Source organism: Planktothrix sp. PCC 11201 (genome assembly GCF_900009135.1).
Lineage (GTDB): Bacteria > Cyanobacteriota > Cyanobacteriia > Cyanobacteriales > Microcoleaceae > Planktothrix.
In genome coordinates this window covers 1-14,757 of record NZ_LT797692.1, presented here as the reverse complement: position 1 = coordinate 14,757, position 14,757 = coordinate 1, and the positions used below count along the sequence as shown (strand labels likewise).

The 14,757-nt window shown below is 39.7% G+C and carries 16 protein-coding genes and 2 pseudogenes; 13 read left to right on the top strand and 5 right to left on the bottom strand.

What is annotated here, in order from left to right:
• Nucleotides 1–25: 25 nt before the first annotated feature.
• The 3 genes from cobW (at nucleotide 26) to PL11201_RS04615 (ending at nucleotide 3,726) form a co-directional block, all read left to right on the top strand.
• Nucleotides 26–1,066 (top strand): cobalamin biosynthesis protein CobW, encoded by a 1,041-nt coding sequence (cobW, locus tag PL11201_RS04625; RefSeq protein WP_079677447.1) that lies wholly within the window; start codon nucleotides 26–28, stop codon nucleotides 1,064–1,066.
• A 61-nt stretch (nucleotides 1,067–1,127) separates the two neighbouring features.
• Complete coding sequence (locus PL11201_RS04620) at nucleotides 1,128–2,387, top strand: GTP cyclohydrolase II (protein ID WP_200816703.1); 1,260 nt, start codon at nucleotides 1,128–1,130, stop codon at nucleotides 2,385–2,387.
• Nucleotides 2,388–2,484: 97 nt separating this feature from the next.
• On the top strand, nucleotides 2,485–3,726 hold the full coding sequence (locus PL11201_RS04615; RefSeq protein WP_079677445.1) for a URC4/urg3 family protein: 1,242 nt from the start codon (nucleotides 2,485–2,487) through the stop codon (nucleotides 3,724–3,726).
• Here PL11201_RS04615 and purN read toward each other — a convergent pair.
• Nucleotides 3,723–4,376 (bottom strand): phosphoribosylglycinamide formyltransferase, encoded by a 654-nt coding sequence (purN, locus tag PL11201_RS04610; protein WP_079677444.1) that lies wholly within the window; start codon nucleotides 4,374–4,376, stop codon nucleotides 3,723–3,725. The two genes, PL11201_RS04615 and purN, sit on opposite strands and share 4 nt — an antisense overlap.
• 90 nt (nucleotides 4,377–4,466) lie before the next feature.
• On the opposite strand from purN, the gene PL11201_RS04605 reads away from it, so the two are divergent.
• On the top strand, nucleotides 4,467–5,369 hold the full coding sequence (locus tag PL11201_RS04605; protein ID WP_079677443.1) for a carbohydrate ABC transporter permease: 903 nt from the start codon (nucleotides 4,467–4,469) through the stop codon (nucleotides 5,367–5,369).
• Here the strand turns inward: PL11201_RS04605 and PL11201_RS27465 are convergent.
• Nucleotides 5,356–5,649, bottom strand: a pseudogene (locus PL11201_RS27465) (phytoene desaturase family protein); the annotation flags it as partial. The gene PL11201_RS04605 and the pseudogene PL11201_RS27465 overlap by 14 nt on opposite strands.
• A 12-nt stretch (nucleotides 5,650–5,661) precedes the next feature.
• Nucleotides 5,662–5,883 (bottom strand): annotated as a pseudogene (locus PL11201_RS27460) (NAD(P)-binding protein); the annotation flags it as partial.
• Nucleotides 5,884–6,192: 309 nt separating this feature from the next.
• Here PL11201_RS27460 and PL11201_RS04595 point away from each other — a divergent pair.
• Both PL11201_RS04595 and PL11201_RS04590 read left to right on the top strand, forming a co-directional pair.
• Nucleotides 6,193–7,830 (top strand): hypothetical protein, encoded by a 1,638-nt coding sequence (locus PL11201_RS04595; protein ID WP_079677441.1) that lies wholly within the window; start codon nucleotides 6,193–6,195, stop codon nucleotides 7,828–7,830.
• A gap of 6 nt (nucleotides 7,831–7,836) precedes the next feature.
• Nucleotides 7,837–8,832 carry a pentapeptide repeat-containing protein gene (locus PL11201_RS04590; RefSeq protein WP_079677440.1) on the top strand — a complete coding sequence of 332 codons (996 nt, stop codon included), beginning with the start codon at nucleotides 7,837–7,839 and terminating at the stop codon, nucleotides 8,830–8,832.
• Here the strand turns inward: PL11201_RS04590 and PL11201_RS04585 are convergent.
• On the bottom strand, nucleotides 8,829–9,221 hold the full coding sequence (locus PL11201_RS04585; protein ID WP_079677439.1) for a hypothetical protein: 393 nt from the start codon (nucleotides 9,219–9,221) through the stop codon (nucleotides 8,829–8,831). The genes PL11201_RS04590 and PL11201_RS04585 overlap by 4 nt on opposite strands.
• A gap of 86 nt (nucleotides 9,222–9,307) precedes the next feature.
• Between PL11201_RS04585 and PL11201_RS04580 the strand changes: the two genes are divergently transcribed.
• The 4 genes from PL11201_RS04580 (at nucleotide 9,308) to PL11201_RS04570 (ending at nucleotide 12,097) form a co-directional block, all read left to right on the top strand.
• The gene (locus PL11201_RS04580) at nucleotides 9,308–9,475 is read left to right on the top strand and encodes a YqaE/Pmp3 family membrane protein (RefSeq protein WP_079677438.1); all 168 of its coding nucleotides are present in this window, start codon (nucleotides 9,308–9,310) and stop codon (nucleotides 9,473–9,475) included.
• Between the two features lie 152 nt (nucleotides 9,476–9,627).
• Nucleotides 9,628–10,692, top strand: a complete 1,065-nt coding sequence (locus PL11201_RS04575) for a branched-chain amino acid aminotransferase (protein ID WP_079677437.1) — start codon at nucleotides 9,628–9,630, stop codon at nucleotides 10,690–10,692.
• Between the two features lie 74 nt (nucleotides 10,693–10,766).
• The gene (locus tag PL11201_RS25830) at nucleotides 10,767–10,937 is read left to right on the top strand and encodes a DUF2283 domain-containing protein (protein ID WP_144017672.1); all 171 of its coding nucleotides are present in this window, start codon (nucleotides 10,767–10,769) and stop codon (nucleotides 10,935–10,937) included.
• An 11-nt stretch (nucleotides 10,938–10,948) separates the two neighbouring features.
• Entirely contained in the window at nucleotides 10,949–12,097 is a 1,149-nt protein-coding gene (locus PL11201_RS04570; protein ID WP_079677436.1) for an O-fucosyltransferase family protein, read from the top strand.
• Between the two features lie 4 nt (nucleotides 12,098–12,101).
• On the opposite strand, the gene PL11201_RS04565 is transcribed toward PL11201_RS04570, so the two are convergent.
• Nucleotides 12,102–12,299 (bottom strand): hypothetical protein, encoded by a 198-nt coding sequence (locus PL11201_RS04565; protein ID WP_079677435.1) that lies wholly within the window; start codon nucleotides 12,297–12,299, stop codon nucleotides 12,102–12,104.
• Nucleotides 12,300–12,633: 334 nt separating this feature from the next.
• On the opposite strand from PL11201_RS04565, the gene petJ reads away from it, so the two are divergent.
• The 3 genes from petJ (at nucleotide 12,634) to PL11201_RS04550 (ending at nucleotide 14,668) form a co-directional block, all read left to right on the top strand.
• Nucleotides 12,634–12,990, top strand: a complete 357-nt coding sequence (petJ, locus tag PL11201_RS04560) for a cytochrome c6 PetJ (protein WP_079677434.1) — start codon at nucleotides 12,634–12,636, stop codon at nucleotides 12,988–12,990.
• Nucleotides 12,991–13,162: 172 nt separating this feature from the next.
• A complete protein-coding gene (locus tag PL11201_RS04555) occupies nucleotides 13,163–14,263 on the top strand; it encodes an HrcA family transcriptional regulator (RefSeq protein WP_079677433.1) in 1,101 nt (366 codons plus the stop codon).
• A gap of 18 nt (nucleotides 14,264–14,281) precedes the next feature.
• Nucleotides 14,282–14,668: a DUF1622 domain-containing protein gene (locus tag PL11201_RS04550; RefSeq protein ID WP_079677432.1), complete on the top strand. Its 387-nt coding sequence runs from the start codon at nucleotides 14,282–14,284 to the stop codon at nucleotides 14,666–14,668.
• Nucleotides 14,669–14,757 lie beyond the last annotated feature (89 nt).

The window sequence follows — 14,757 nt, the reverse complement described above, 5'->3', positions numbered from 1 at the left end:
TTCCCCGTTCCCTCTTATAAATATTATGTCTGCCAAAATTCCCGTTACAGTAATTACTGGATTTTTAGGAAGTGGAAAAACTACCACAATTCGTCATTTATTACAAAATAATCATGGGCGAAGGATTGCCGTTTTAGTCAATGAATTTGGAGAAGTTGGAATCGATGGTGAATTAATTCGATCCTGTCAAGTTTGTGACGATGAAACCCCAGAAATAAACCTCGTAGAACTGACTAATGGCTGTTTATGTTGTACGGTGCAGGAAGAATTTTTCCCCGCCATGCAAGCCCTGCTCAAACGACGAGATAAAATCGATCATATTGTGATTGAAACCTCGGGTTTGGCTCTCCCTAAACCCCTAGTTCAAGCCTTCCGATGGCCGGAAATTCGCACCGGGGCAACGGTGGATGGTGTGATCACTGTAGTAGACTGTGAAGCCTTAGCTAATGGTACTTTAGTGGGGGATATTCAGGCTGTGGAAGCCCAACGTCAAGCCGATCCTAACTTAGATCATGAAACCCCAATTGAGGAATTATTTGAAGATCAATTAGCCTGTGCGGATTTAGTTTTATTAACCAAAACCGATCATGTTGATCGAGATAATCAACAGAAAGTTGAAACCTGGTTAAAACAGGAATTGCGAGCAGGAGTTAAAGTCGTTCCTTGTCAACAGGGAAATATTCATCCCGATGTAATTTTAGGGTTTAATGCGGCGGTTGAGGATAATTTAGAAGCCCGTCCCAGTCATCATGACACCGAAGAAGAACATGACCATGATGATAATATTAATTCGGTTCCGGTAATTTTAACCCAAGATTTTGAACCGGAAGATTTAATTCAACGGTTAAAAACCATGGTGAAACAACAGGAAATTTACCGAATTAAAGGGTTTGTTTCAGTTCCAAATAAACCAATGCGGTTAGTATTACAGGGAGTGGGCGATCGGATTGAAACTTTTTATGATCGTCTCTGGAAACCCACAGAATCCCGTCAAACCCAGTTAGTTTTTATTGGGAAAAACCTACAAGTCTCCGAAATAAAAAATGCCGTCCAGGGATCTTGTTGAAAAAATAAAACACCCCCAATATGCCCATAATAGGAATATCCGAATAGCATGGGACACAACAATGGCTGGCCAAAAGCAAGATCCAAAACTGAGGCATATTGTTCTGACCTCTCACCCCACCTCCTACGGCGCCAAACCCATCCCCATCCATTGGGGAAATGCCGATCCCGGCAAACGTGGCCCCCTGATTGGAACCCTCACCGATCCTAGCCATCGCAACGTCATTGGCACCCATTCGGGCTCCTATGCCATTTATCGGGCCTTAGCCGTCGTCCAGGGCAACCTGAAAACTGACCACCGCGCCGACTTAACTAACACTTCCCCCTTCGTAAAAATCGGCCCTTACCCTAGTTGGTCAGATCCCGATAAAATTGTCGCCCTCGATCCCTTTGGCGCGGTTATTGGGGAGGCATTTACTGAATATTTGGAAAAAGGCTATGATATTCGCCCCACCATTGCGATTACAAAAGCCCATATTAATATGCCAGAATTATATGACGCAGCCACGAAAGGACGGTTAAAAATTGATGGCGAAATCATGAAGAAAAATGGTGATTTAGTGGTAACAAAAGCTGCGATTGAGCCCGTTTGGTATTTACCCGGAATTGCCCATCGTTTAAAGGTGACAGAAAGTGATTTACGTCAGGCATTATTTGAACAGACCGGAGGAATGTTTCCTGAGTTAATTACTCGTCCTGATTTACAAGTATTTTTACCTCCGATTGGGGGAGTTACGGTTTATATTGTGGGGGATATTGCCGCGATTACCGATCCCGATCTTCCCGTTGCAGTTAGAGTTCATGATGAGTGTAATGGATCTGATGTTTTTGGGTCAGATATTTGTACCTGTCGCCCCTATTTAGTGCATGGAATTGAAGAATGTATTAAAACAGCCCAGGAAGGCGGTGCCGGAGTAATTGTATACTATAGAAAAGAGGGACGAGCGTTAGGAGAAGTCACGAAGTTTTTGGTTTATAATGCGCGCAAACGTCAAACTGGAGGCGATCGCGCGGATGCCTATTTTGAACGGACAGAATGTGTGGCTGGGGTGCAAGATATGCGGTTTCAAGAGTTAATGCCGGATGTGTTACATTGGTTAGGAATTACTCGGATTGATCGGTTAGTTTCCATGAGTAATATGAAATATGATGCGATTGTGAATTCGGGGATTGAAGTGGTCAGACGAATTGCTATTCCTGATGATTTAATTCCGGCGGATGCTCAAGTGGAAATTGAAGCGAAAAAAGCCGCCGGGTATTATACGGAAGGGGCAGTTTTAGACCCAGAAGGTTTACTTGGTATTAAAGGTCGAGATTATTAACCCGTTGTTGCACTTGGGCGCAAAATCCTAAGTTAAATTGTTAATAAAATGGTGCGTGGGCTGCTGGCTTACGCACCCTACAAGAATTAATATTAAAATGCAAAATCGAGAAAATTATTCAAATGCGATCGCCTATTTTCGTTCTCCTCAAGCTATTCGAGAACGTTGTAATTTTATCTTTAATTTAGCCTTATCTAATCAACTACAACATTTTGTTTATCATCCAGAAAAGTTAGAATTTGTGGCTAATTTTGTTTTAGATAATATTACTCAAAACTATCCCGATCTCAATGTCCCTTTCCATTCTCGCTGGCGACATTTTGAAGTCGGTAATATTCCTAGAATTGCAAACTTACAAAAACAATTAAATTGTTTATCACGGTTAGAACAAACCCAAGCTAAACTTGATTTAGCCATTATTAGCGTGTTACTAGATGCCGGAGCGGGGGAAAAATGGCATTATCAAGAATCAGAAACCGGGTTGATTTGGCGACGTTCTGAGGGGTTAGCTATTGCCAGTTATGAAATGTTTAGTCAAGGTTTATTTTCTAGTCAGATTGAATATCCGTTTCAAGCCGATGCCCAGGGATTAATGAATTTAACGGAATCCCAATTAATCACCGGATTTCAATTGAATGAAAACAACTCTTTAACGGGAGTAAAAGGCAGATTAGAACTCCTAAAAAAACTCGGTGAAACCCTATCTGATTATCCTCATTTATTTGGAGAAAGTCATCCCCGACCTGGGAAATTAGCGGATTATTTTTTAACCCAAACCCAAGACAATCAACTCAGTGCTGTTATTGTTTTAACCGCTATTTTAGAAGGATTAGGAGAAATTTGGCCGGGACGATTAACTTTAAATCAAGTCAATTTAGGAGATGTTTGGTATTATTCAGGGTTAGAAGCCCTAGACTCAGAATATCCCTTTGTTCCCTTCCATAAATTATCCCAGTGGTTAACCTATTCTTTACTTGAACCTTTACAGGATTTAGGATTGCAAATTATTGATTTAGATCAATTAACTGGATTAGCAGAATATCGTAACGGGGGATTAATTTTAGATTTAGGATTATTGGAATTAAAAGATAATAATTTATCGGGAAAACTACACAAACCCGATTCTAATGTGATTATAGAATGGCGATCGCTCACGATTATTATACTCGATAAAATTGCGGAAATCCTTCGCCAAAAATTAAATTTTACCTCCCAAGAATTGCCCCTCGTTAAAGTCTTACAAGGTGGCACCTGGAATGCCGGACGGGAAATCGCTAAACAACACCGTTTTGATGGTTCTCCTCCCCTCAAATTAGAGAGTGATGGAACCGTATTCTAATTCCCCGCATTTTGCCACTGACTCACCAAAGAAAGCGCCCCAATCAAAATTTTATGCTCTTGAACTTGAATTCGGGCGTGTAAAGTTTCGGGGGTATCATCGGATAAAATTGGCACCGCGGCTTGCATCAAAATTGGGCCGCTATCGACTTCTAACTCGACTAAATGAACACTACAACCTGTAATTTTTACTTGAGCTTCTAAGGCCTGTTCTACCCCTCTAATTCCCGGAAAACTCGGTAATAAACTCGGATGTAAATTAATGATTTTATGGGGGAAAGCATCCACTAAAACTTGCGTGACAATTCGCATCCACCCGGCAAAGACAATCCAATCCACATCATGCTCTTTTAAAGTTTGAACAATTGCTTGATCTAAATCTTGCCGTTTTTTATAATTACGATGGTTTAAAAGAATAGTTTTGACTCCGAACCTTTCGGCTCGTTCTATCACTTTAGCCTCGGGGTTATTATAAATTAAAACCTGAATTTTGGCATTGAGTTGTTGATCTTTTATGGCTTGAGCGATCGCCTCAAAGTTCGTGCCACTTCCAGAGGCTAAAACTCCAATTTTTACCGGAGATCCCTGCACAAATAAAGGCGAGGGAATTGCTGGAGAAATCAAACAGGAGGTGGGGTCAATTTCGGTCATCTTCCTATCCATTAAAGGTTTTACCCAGAATAAATTAACCTAACCATTGTAAAATACTTTTATGAAACTTTATCAAAATTGATTCGGGTTATGGCTTCTTCACCGGGTTCTCAGAAACAGCTTTTGGATCAAGATGCTATCATGGCCTGGATTTTTCTGGCTCCGGCTTTATTGCTGATGGGGGTATTTATTTTATGGCCAATTCTATATTTATTTTACCTGAGTTTCACCCAAGGAAGTTTTACCCGTTCGGGAGTTCATGGAGTGGGACTAAATAATTATATTCGTCTATTTCTGAGTCCCGATTTTTGGCAAGTTTTATTTAATACTGCTTATTTTACGATCGCAACGGTGATTCCTAGTTTAATTATTTCTTTGGCTTTAGCGGTACTTTTAGATCGGACTTTTGCTCTGCGAGATATTCTGAGAACCGCCTATTTTATCCCCTCAATTACTTCTTTAGTGGCGGTCGGATTAGGATGGCGTTGGTTATTTCAAACCCAGGGGCCAGTTAACGAACTCTTAGCCCAATTAGGACTTGATCCGATTCCTTGGTTAAGTAGTACAACCTGGGCAATGCCCGTATTAATTTTACTCAGTATTTGGAAACAATTGGGCTTTAATTTAGTCGTGTTTTTAGCCGGGTTACAAACTATTCCCCAAAGTCGATATGAAGCGGCTCAATTAGACGGGGCAAATCCTTGGCAACAATTTCTATATATTACTTTACCCGGGTTACAACCAACAATAGTTTTTGCCACAGTAACCACCGCTATTTTTACTTTAAAAAGTTTTGAACAGGCTTATGTGATTACGGGTGGTGGCCCTTTAAATTCGACCAATGTTTTAGTGTATTATATTTATGATCAAGCCTTTTCTCAATTTGATTTTGGCTATGCCGCGGCGGCAGCGAGTATTTTATTAGCGATCGCTTTAATTTTAGTTTATATTCAACTCAAACTGTTTGAAGAAAACGAATCTATAAACAATTAGCACAAAGAATTCCTGACGAGGCAACCGCAGGAACTCCAATTCCAGGTTGGGTACTATCTCCCACTAAATATAAGCCTTGAATCGGGGTAAACAGCCCAGGAAATCTGCCTTTTCCTGCCCTAATAGCGGGGCCATAAGTCCCTTGATACCGCCGTAAAAACCGGGCATGGGTGAGGGGAGTGCCAATTAATTCTAGGGTAATTCGTTGACGTAAATTGGGAATAACTTTTTCTAAAGCTCGATAGAGAGGTTCAGCTTTTTCCTGTTTTTTCTGAGGATAAAAACGAGTCAGGACTTGCGACAAAGGGTTTAAACCCTGGGAATCACTCAGTCCACAATAAAACGATGGCCCCGAGTCAAAGTGGAAACCCTGACGAGAAAAACCTTGGGCAGCCCCACCGGGCAAGCTGTGACCCTCTAAAATCAACACTTGTTTACCAGAATGAGCTAAAAGCCCCCCGGCAACTAAGCCACCGATTCCACTGCCAATCACAATCCCATCAAAACTTTGCATCCGTATGAATTCGGGGGTAAGGGAGTAGCAAAAAATCCTACAGCTATTTCAATAAAAAATAGCGTAAAATAATATATTAGGCTGCTACGGATTAAAATTGTATTCTAAGATGGGAGAATCAAAAATGGTCAGTCAAAAATAGAAATTTTGGTTTTTATAATTAAGATGTGTTTGAGCGGATCATCAGGGATTTTGCATTTCGTTTTGAATATTCCTTTAACCGGATGTACTCCGTTATTTCCAAGACCCTCGTGCCGGATATCCCTAAGTCACTTCCCACAGTGTTGACTTTCTGTATTGGAGACCCAAATGCCAACCCCATCCCGCCTAAATGAGATTGCTCAAAATTTAGAAACTGATCCGAATATCACCCGGATTAAGAAAGTTCTGTTATGTGCCTATAGTGGAAAATGGGAGAATGATTCCCATATCCTAGATAGCATTAATTTGAATATTTTACTCCAAAATATTTATCAAAAACATCCCCAATTTGAACCGCTTAAAATTATTCTGAATAATATTCTATCTCGTCTGAATAAAAAAAATGAATATAATCTGGTTTTAGAGAGAATTGAAGCCCAGATTATTCAACTTTATATTCAGCCTGATCCCAGAGAAATTTCCGAACTCAATCAACTATCAATTACTGCTTCAGAAACCATAAAAATTAGTCCAGAGGAGTTAAATTCTCTATCTTCAGCCTATTTTAGTCAAGGTGTTCCCGCCCGTCAGATTCGCAACATATCGAATTTATTTGATGTGCGGTTTAAAATCATGCAGCATACCAATCCTTTAAGGGCAAAACTGGTGATTTTTTCGAGTTTAGAACGGGAATTCAACTATCGAGATGAAGATTGGTCACAACTCAAAAATCAAAGTCTCGATGATTTACTTCACGAACTCTTACAAACTTTTCCTAACTTAGAACGGCTAAAATCCCATCTTTATAAGATGGCAGAATATTTAGAAGATACGGACGAAAATATTCAAGTGGTGACGGTGATTTTAGACGCCCTCAACCCCTATTATGAAACCAAAGCTAAATCCTATTCGGATTCGGGGTTTAATCATTCTCAGGGAAATACACTCGCCTCCCGTTCTTCAGTTTTACAGCAGTATTCTTTAACTAATAATGCCATTGATATTAATGAAAGTGAAACCGTGCATTTATTATCCCCTAATCCCCAAAAATTGGAGTCAGGTTTGCTAAAAACTCAACATTTTACTACAATTAGCGAAAGTAGTTTTTCTGACTTTACTTCCGCCACCGCTTTTAGCAATATTGATATCCCGCCCACAGACTCAGGAGAAATGAGTGATGATATCAGAAAAAAGCTAATCCTGGAGCAAGAAGTTGAGCAGATTGTTGGACATAGTGTGGCAGATGCCCTGGTGCCATTAACCACTATTTTAAAACATTTGGAACTAGCCCTAAATGAACAATTAAAAAGTCATCCTCCTGAAATTCAATTAGAGATTAAATATAAATCTTTAAGACGATTTATTCATGTCCTGCAAGCTAAAGTCGGAGATTTAGCGGCGGTGCTGCATCAATCGGAAGTGGAAGAACAGCAACGATTATCTCAGCATAAGACCACAATAGTCATGGAGGGCGAAGACCCAGACCACCTAGAACCTCGATTGACTCAAGCCCAATTATTAGAACTGGCTAAACAAGGCCATGCTAAAGCGATCGCAACAGTAATTAGCCAATCTCTTAGACTCCAAGGAATTAACACTCTCACCAAGTCAAAAGAGGGCTGTCTACACATTATACTAGAGTCAGATCAGGTGCCAAATCAAGCCTCTATGAGTCAATTCGTCCATCAAAAATTGCTGGATTTGAAAATTCAATCGATTCAGAAAGTTAAAGTTTACGCTCGAACTCCTGGTAGTAAGTCAATAGCTTGGGTTCAAGAATTTACCTATACTAGAACTCAGAGATAATCAATCATGGATGAGGAAACACTACTCGAACAGTATCGAGCCGGACAAAAGAATTTTAAAGGGCTGAATTTAAGAAGTGCTGAACTAAGTCGTGTGGACTTAATTGGTGCTAATTTAAGTGGTGCAGATTTGCAGGGAGCTAACTTTATTTTAGCCTATTTGAATGGGGCTAATTTTTCTCGGGCTAATCTGAGGGGAGTTAGGTTTAATGGGGCAATTTTAAATAAAGCGAATTTAAGTAGTGCTAACCTGAATGATGCCGAATTTCATGGCACAAGTTTACAAGGAGCAGATTTTCGGAAAGCCAATTTAGCCCTCGCAACCTTATTAGATGCGAACCTGATTCAAGCGGATTTAAGAGGGGCAAATTTACAAGGGGCTGACCTGAGAGGAGCCTGTTTAAGAGGGGCTAATCTGCGCTATGAACCCAGAATTTATGAAAGCGTGAATTTGCGCGGGGCTGATTTACGAGGCACGGATTTACAAGGGGTAAATCTAACCGGGGCTGATTTAACTCGGGCGAATTTAAGCGGAGCTAATTTAACCGAAACTGTCTTAAAAGGAGCGATTTTAAGTCAAGCTAACTTGAGTCAAGCCAACTTACAATCTGCTTTTTTAACTGAAGCAAATCTCACCGAAGCAAACTTAATTGGAGCTAATTTAAAAAAAGTAAAATTAGAACGGGCGATTTTAATTGATGCTCAATTACCTGGGGTAGAATTGTGTGATGCCATTCTCCCCGACGCTCAACTAAGTAATGCCAATTTGAGTAATGCCGATTTGAGTCGAGCCAATTTAGTTCGCGCCGATTTAACCCGAACCAATCTGAGTGGAGCCAATCTCACTCAAGCAGATTTAACCGATGCTTCCGTGGCTCGAACTAACTTAAGAAATGCGAATTTAAGTTATACCTATTTAACTCGTGTAGAATTTAGTAGTGCGAATACCGCCGGAGCCACTTTGCACGGGGCAATCATGCCGAATGGTGAAATTCATGATTAAGAATTAATTCCTTTTTTACCGTCTTGTCGTCCTAATTCATAAATTCCCCCACTCATACAAGCAATGATTCCCATACTAATTGACCAACTTTTATCTAAACCAATCTCAATTCCCCAATTACATACAAATCCCAAAATTAAAAAGGGAACAATACTAAATAAAGACGCATAAAACGCATTTTGAGATTCTCGAGCTTGGCGAGTCCGTTCATATTCAGCTTCTGAGGGATATAACATTCGTTCTGCATAATTAAACCAGCGATTTAATTGATGGGTGACCCATTCACTCACCGGAGAAAAGCCCCAATACAATGCTAAAGACCAGAGGGTTGCCCCGGCAATCAATTTGGGGTCAAAATGGAATTGGAAGGGAAAAATATCGAACAACATGGACATAAAATTTAAGATATTACAGAGGTTTCCCTATTCTAATTGAAAAAATTGCTAAAATGATAGAGAAGTTGTAATCAAGTGATATGAACATTATTCGTTTAATTGCCGCTGTGTTTTTACCGCCCTTGGGCGTTTTTTTGACCGTTGGTTTTGGCGGAGCATTTTGGCTGAATATTCTCCTAACCCTGCTGGGATTTATTCCCGGGATTGTTCATGCCGTTTGGATAATTGCCAAAAACGATCAAAATTAACCGGGGTCTGCCCCAACTCCTCCTATTTCTATCCTCATTCTAAAAATGGGAGTAGTTTCTGTTAATCAGTTATCAAGTATCCCCATTATCAGTTATCAGTTATTCATGCTATTCTGATGAAAAACAATCAAACCCTGACCACCTAAGCTATAATGGAAACACTAACTCAAAAAATTCTGATTCAAAAAACCGAAAGCTCCCGTCTTTCCCCAGAAACCTTACATAATATTCCCTTTGGTCGAATCTTCAGTGACCATATTTTTATTGCTACCTATGATAATGGGACTTGGCAAGATTTGAAAATCATGCCATATAGCAATTTAACCCTGACTCCAGCCATGGCAGTTCTCCACTATGGCCAGGCTGTTTTTGAAGGGATGAAAGCCTATAAAAGTGCCACGGGAGAAACTTTGATTTTTAGACCGGATGCTAATTTTAGACGGATTAATCAATCGGCTCATCGACTTTGTATGCCCCCGATTCCTGAAGCAGTTTTTATGGAAGGATTAAGGGAATTAATTCGTTTAGATTCCGGTTGGATTCCTGAATCAGAGGGCAGTTTATATATTCGGCCGTTGTATTTTGCCACCGATGAATTTATTGGTTTAAAACCTTCAACTCACTATACTTTTATTATTATGAGTTGTCCCGTAGGAGCCTATTATTCTGAACCAGTTAAATTAATCGTCACGGATAAATATATTAGAGCCTGTGAAGGGGGAACCGGGGCGGCAAAGTGTGCGGGAAATTATGCTGCTAGTTTATTAGCTGATAAAGAAGCCAAAGCCCTGGGTTATGATAATGTAATTTGGCTCGATGGTGTCCACAGAAAATATGTGGAAGAATGTGGAACTATGAACCTAGCGTTTGTGATTAATAATGTAGTGGTAACACCTCAATTAACCGGAACCATTTTAGAAGGAATTACCCGCGATAGTGTGTTAAGGTTATTCCGAGATCAAGGGGTACAAGTGGAGGAACGGTTAATTTCCATAGAAGAAGTGGCAGCAGCCCATGACCAAGGGATTTTACAAGAGGCTTTTGGCATGGGAACCGCAGCTACCATTGCCCAGGTTTCTAAAATTGGATATCAAGGACGGGATTTAGTTTTACCTCCGATTTCTGAACGTAAATATGCCCCATCTATTTTAGAACAATTGGAAGCCATTAAAACCGGAAAAGCACCCGATCCCTATAATTGGATTTGTAAAATTTAACCCAAAAAGGTGGGTCTGAACCCACCCTACACAAACTCTACCGATTTGTTTAAAAACTGGGAGATTTGTAATCTATGAATCCTACAAAAATGACTGATTTTGAACAAGAAGATATTCTGCATTTAAAATTTTCAGACGAACCGGAAACTGGGAGTATTGAAATTAGCCCTAATTTTATCCGGGATGTGATTTTGGAGTCTGCCCAAGGAAAACTATTAAATTTTTCTTCCGCTAAAGTTTCTTAATTTTCAATTTCATGACCTCACGCTATCTGTTATACAAAGATTATGAATCCGGCTTAAATAATAACTTAATGGGGTTAGAAATAGCCGTAGGATTAGCCTATTTAACCCAACGAAAGTTAGTCTTTTATGGTTCTGTAGGAGAGGAGAAAAACATTTTACCTGTGCGGGGAGGCTATTTTTTATCAGTGCCTGAAAGTCGGAAACATATTATTAATATTGACCAACTTCCAACGATTTTAGATTTAGTGGATAAACTTCCCATTCCTGTTTTAAACTATTCAGAGTTTTTAGCAGAAACCCAAGGAAAAAATCTCAGCCATTATCAAAGTCAGGTTAGATTAGTTAATGCGGTTTTTGTTCCGAATAATATGACAATTGACCCCAAGGTTTTATCTGATTTTGCTGAAAATCGCATCATTGTACAGGATGTTGAACAGGATATTTTAGAATTTAGTGCCTGTAATTTAGCCTATTATTCTCGCTTTTTTTATCTGCCTTCCCCTACGCTCTATTCCCTGATGGAAGCGATTCAATTTAAACCCATTTATCGGAATTTAGCTGATAAAATCTCTCAAACCCTCGGACAATATAATGGAATTCATATTCGTCTTACCGACTATCGCAACTGGATTCCCCATCGAGAAGCAGACCATCCCTATTTAATCTTAAAAACCCTAAAAGAAATTTTTCCACCGGAAGAACTTTTATTGATTTGTACCGATGAATCTGAGAATATGGATTTTTTTAACCCGATTTTAAACTATTATAAAAATGCTATTTTTATTGATCAATTTATTATTACCAACTTTCAAAAAGAATTTAAAAATTTACCCTTTACCGATGAACAAACCCTCGGATTAATCTGTAATTTAGTCATGTGGAACTGTCAGCAATTTGCGGGTAGTCTTCGGAGTACCTATACCGGAATTATCCATAGAAACTGGTGGAGAAAGCAACTCCAAAAACAACTTAACCCCTCCAAATTAACCTTTAAATTTGTAGAAAGTGGTTTATCCCCTGGAGAAGTCCAGTTTCATCAAGGTTCCTATGCAGAAATTAACCAGGGTTTGTTTAGTTGGAATCGTATTCATCTTCCCGTTGTCACAGAAATGAAATCCTGGTGTCGAGAATGGCCAGAGTCCGTGTGTTTAACCCTCTAAACGACTAATCAACGATTTTGATTTGCCCGGCACTTAATGCTTTTTGGAGGGTACGAACTAAGTGTTTTTCCTGTTCATTGAGTTGGCGCAATAACCAATATCTCAGGGCATATCGCTCTTGCCGACTCATCGATTCAGTCTGGAGAATTTTCTCAATCATTTGCTTGAAACTCAAGCCGGGAATAGATAACGTTTCAGACATCAACATACTCAAAGGCAACTCGTTAAGGGGTATAAATATCCGCTACTGACTCACTCTATTTAATGATTTTCGTGCTATTATGGATGTGATCGTCCCCATTAATAACAAGTGAGATAGATCACAAAAGGTCAAAAGGCAACGGGCAACAGGGAAATCCTCCTGATTAAAATTAGAGGATTGGGAGAATGACCCCTTAAAACTTTGTGACTGACGCCCAGCCCGTTTGTTTTGATTTGAGACTTGACCTTTCTTTGGATGGGGGAATGGTTGTCGATTTGCACAACTTAAAGAGTAAAATCTTCTTGTTAGCTATTTTTGATTCAAGGAGACTCCATTGAAAAAGCTCTTATCAGTCCTTATTTTGAGTTTTCTATTGTTAACAGTCCTTTTGTCCAAACCTGCATTAGCAGAAGGGGTTTTAAGTGGGTCTACCATTTTTTCCAACTCCTGTGCGGCTTGCCATATTAACGGAAATAACGTTATAGTTGCTAACAAAACGCTGAAAAAAGAAGCATTGATTAAATACTTAAAAGGATACGAAGAAAATCCTCTGGCTGCAATTATTAACCAAGTCACCAATGGTAAAAATGCGATGCCAGCTTTTAAAAGTCGGTTAACTTCCAGAGAAATTACCACCGTTGCTGCCTATGTTGCTGAACAGGCTGAAAAGGCATGGTCGCCATTGGAATAAATTTGCTTAGATAATAATATTATGGGATCAAATTTCCCAGTTTCATTCAAATATCTGTTATCTTGGATATCAAAACTCTGTTAAAAATTTTGTGAGTCATCAACCTCTGTAAATTTCAGAGTTGCCGGATTCCATAGCGCACTTTCGTCAGTCAAATCTGTATCAAAAATAAATGTTTACACAAGTGCATTTGACAGAGCGACACCATCATATTCTCTGGGCAACGATTCGTCACTATATTGCGACGGCCGAACCCGTGGGTTCTAAGGCTTTGGTGGAAGAATACAACCTCAAAGTCAGTCCCGCCACTATTCGTAATGGCATGGGGGTTTTAGAACGGGCTGGACTCCTGTATCAGCCCCATACCTCCGCCGGACGCATCCCCTCGGACTCAGGGTATCGGATTTATGTCGATAAACTGATTACCCCCTCAGAAACCGTTGCAGATGAGGCGCTGCACCTGTTACGCGAACAACTGAATTTAAAAAACTGTAGTTTGGAAGCGGTTTTGCGGGGGGCATCACAAATTTTATCAACCCTGAGTGGGTATATTACTTTAGTTACACTTCCGAAAACTGTCACTACCCGCTTACGACATTTGCATTTAGTTTCTATAGAACCGGGGAAAATCATGTTAGTGGTGGTGACAGACTCCTATCAAACTCAGTCCAGTTTAATTGATTTATCTCCAGCTAATTCTCTCTCGGATTCTGAGGCCATGGGAGTTAATCTTTTACCCAAAGATCAAGAAGTTTTAGAACAGGAATTGCAACTGCTTTCTAATTTTTTAAATGCTCAACTCAGAGGCAAATCTATTTCTGAACTTTCGATTTTAGATTGGAGTGAATTAGATCGGGAATTTCAGTGCTATTCTGACTTTTTGAGAAGGTTATTAACGGATTTAAGTTTTCGGAGCCAAACCCCAGAATATACTCGAATTCTGATTAGTGGCATTGCCGAAGTTTTACATTTACCTGAATTTTCGCAACTGCAACAGGTGAAAACTTTGATGCACTTATTAGAAGAAGAACAGGAACAATTGTGGCCGTTAATTTTCCCTAATCCCAAACAAGAACAACGGGTTACGGTTCGCATTGGGTCGGAAAATCCCTTAGAACCCATTCAAGGCTGTACCTTGGTTTCTGCTCCCTATCGACGGGATAATATTCCAGTTGGCAGTGTGGGAATTTTAGGCCCGACTCGGATGATGTATGAAAATGCGATCGCCGTGGTTGAAGCCGCCGCCGATTATTTGTCTGAGGCACTGAGTTAATTCTTCATCCCTAAATTTATGGTGGGTTTAGAACCTTTAAAAAATAGTTTATCTTCCTTTGTTCATCTTCTAGGATTTTGCTTAGAAGCTCTTTCGGCTTTTTGTATATTATTAGGATTAATTAGTACCTTAAAAATAGCCCTGGCGAGTTTCCGTCGTCGGCAAATTTTTCCATTTATAGAATTACGTCTAAACTTTGGCAGTTGGTTAGCTTTAGCCTTGGAATTTCAGTTAGGTGCAGATATTCTGTTCACAACCGTTACACCCTCTTTTGTTGCTTTAGGTCAGTTAGCTGCTATTGCTATAATTAGGACATTTTTAAACTATTTCCTGAATAAAGAATTAGAAATGGAAACCAAATTTCAGAATGATTTAAAGGAGCAATCTTCCCTGGATAAGTTATAGCAGTTGCCGCATCTGTTAGGACATTCTTGAAAGCTAAAAGCTGCTCACAGTAAGTATTTACCTATTGCCCATTGCCTATTCCCTATTGC

What these genes read in the sequence shown, in the direction of transcription:
- cobW (WP_079677447.1), top strand. Translation starts at nt 26, where the DNA reads ATGTCTGCCAAAATTCCCGTTACAGTAATTACTGGATTTTTAGGAAGT.
- PL11201_RS04620 (WP_200816703.1), top strand. Translation starts at nt 1,128, where the DNA reads ATGGCTGGCCAAAAGCAAGATCCAAAACTGAGGCATATTGTTCTGACC.
- PL11201_RS04615 (WP_079677445.1), top strand. Translation starts at nt 2,485, where the DNA reads ATGCAAAATCGAGAAAATTATTCAAATGCGATCGCCTATTTTCGTTCT.
- purN (WP_079677444.1), bottom strand. Translation starts at nt 4,376, where the DNA reads ATGACCGAAATTGACCCCACCTCCTGTTTGATTTCTCCAGCAATTCCC.
- PL11201_RS04605 (WP_079677443.1), top strand. Translation starts at nt 4,467, where the DNA reads ATGGCTTCTTCACCGGGTTCTCAGAAACAGCTTTTGGATCAAGATGCT.
- PL11201_RS04595 (WP_079677441.1), top strand. Translation starts at nt 6,193, where the DNA reads ATGCCAACCCCATCCCGCCTAAATGAGATTGCTCAAAATTTAGAAACT.
- PL11201_RS04590 (WP_079677440.1), top strand. Translation starts at nt 7,837, where the DNA reads ATGGATGAGGAAACACTACTCGAACAGTATCGAGCCGGACAAAAGAAT.
- PL11201_RS04585 (WP_079677439.1), bottom strand. Translation starts at nt 9,221, where the DNA reads ATGTTGTTCGATATTTTTCCCTTCCAATTCCATTTTGACCCCAAATTG.
- PL11201_RS04580 (WP_079677438.1), top strand. Translation starts at nt 9,308, where the DNA reads ATGAACATTATTCGTTTAATTGCCGCTGTGTTTTTACCGCCCTTGGGC.
- PL11201_RS04575 (WP_079677437.1), top strand. Translation starts at nt 9,628, where the DNA reads ATGGAAACACTAACTCAAAAAATTCTGATTCAAAAAACCGAAAGCTCC.
- PL11201_RS25830 (WP_144017672.1), top strand. Translation starts at nt 10,767, where the DNA reads ATGAATCCTACAAAAATGACTGATTTTGAACAAGAAGATATTCTGCAT.
- PL11201_RS04570 (WP_079677436.1), top strand. Translation starts at nt 10,949, where the DNA reads ATGACCTCACGCTATCTGTTATACAAAGATTATGAATCCGGCTTAAAT.
- PL11201_RS04565 (WP_079677435.1), bottom strand. Translation starts at nt 12,299, where the DNA reads ATGTCTGAAACGTTATCTATTCCCGGCTTGAGTTTCAAGCAAATGATT.
- PL11201_RS04555 (WP_079677433.1), top strand. Translation starts at nt 13,163, where the DNA reads ATGTTTACACAAGTGCATTTGACAGAGCGACACCATCATATTCTCTGG.
- PL11201_RS04550 (WP_079677432.1), top strand. Translation starts at nt 14,282, where the DNA reads ATGGTGGGTTTAGAACCTTTAAAAAATAGTTTATCTTCCTTTGTTCAT.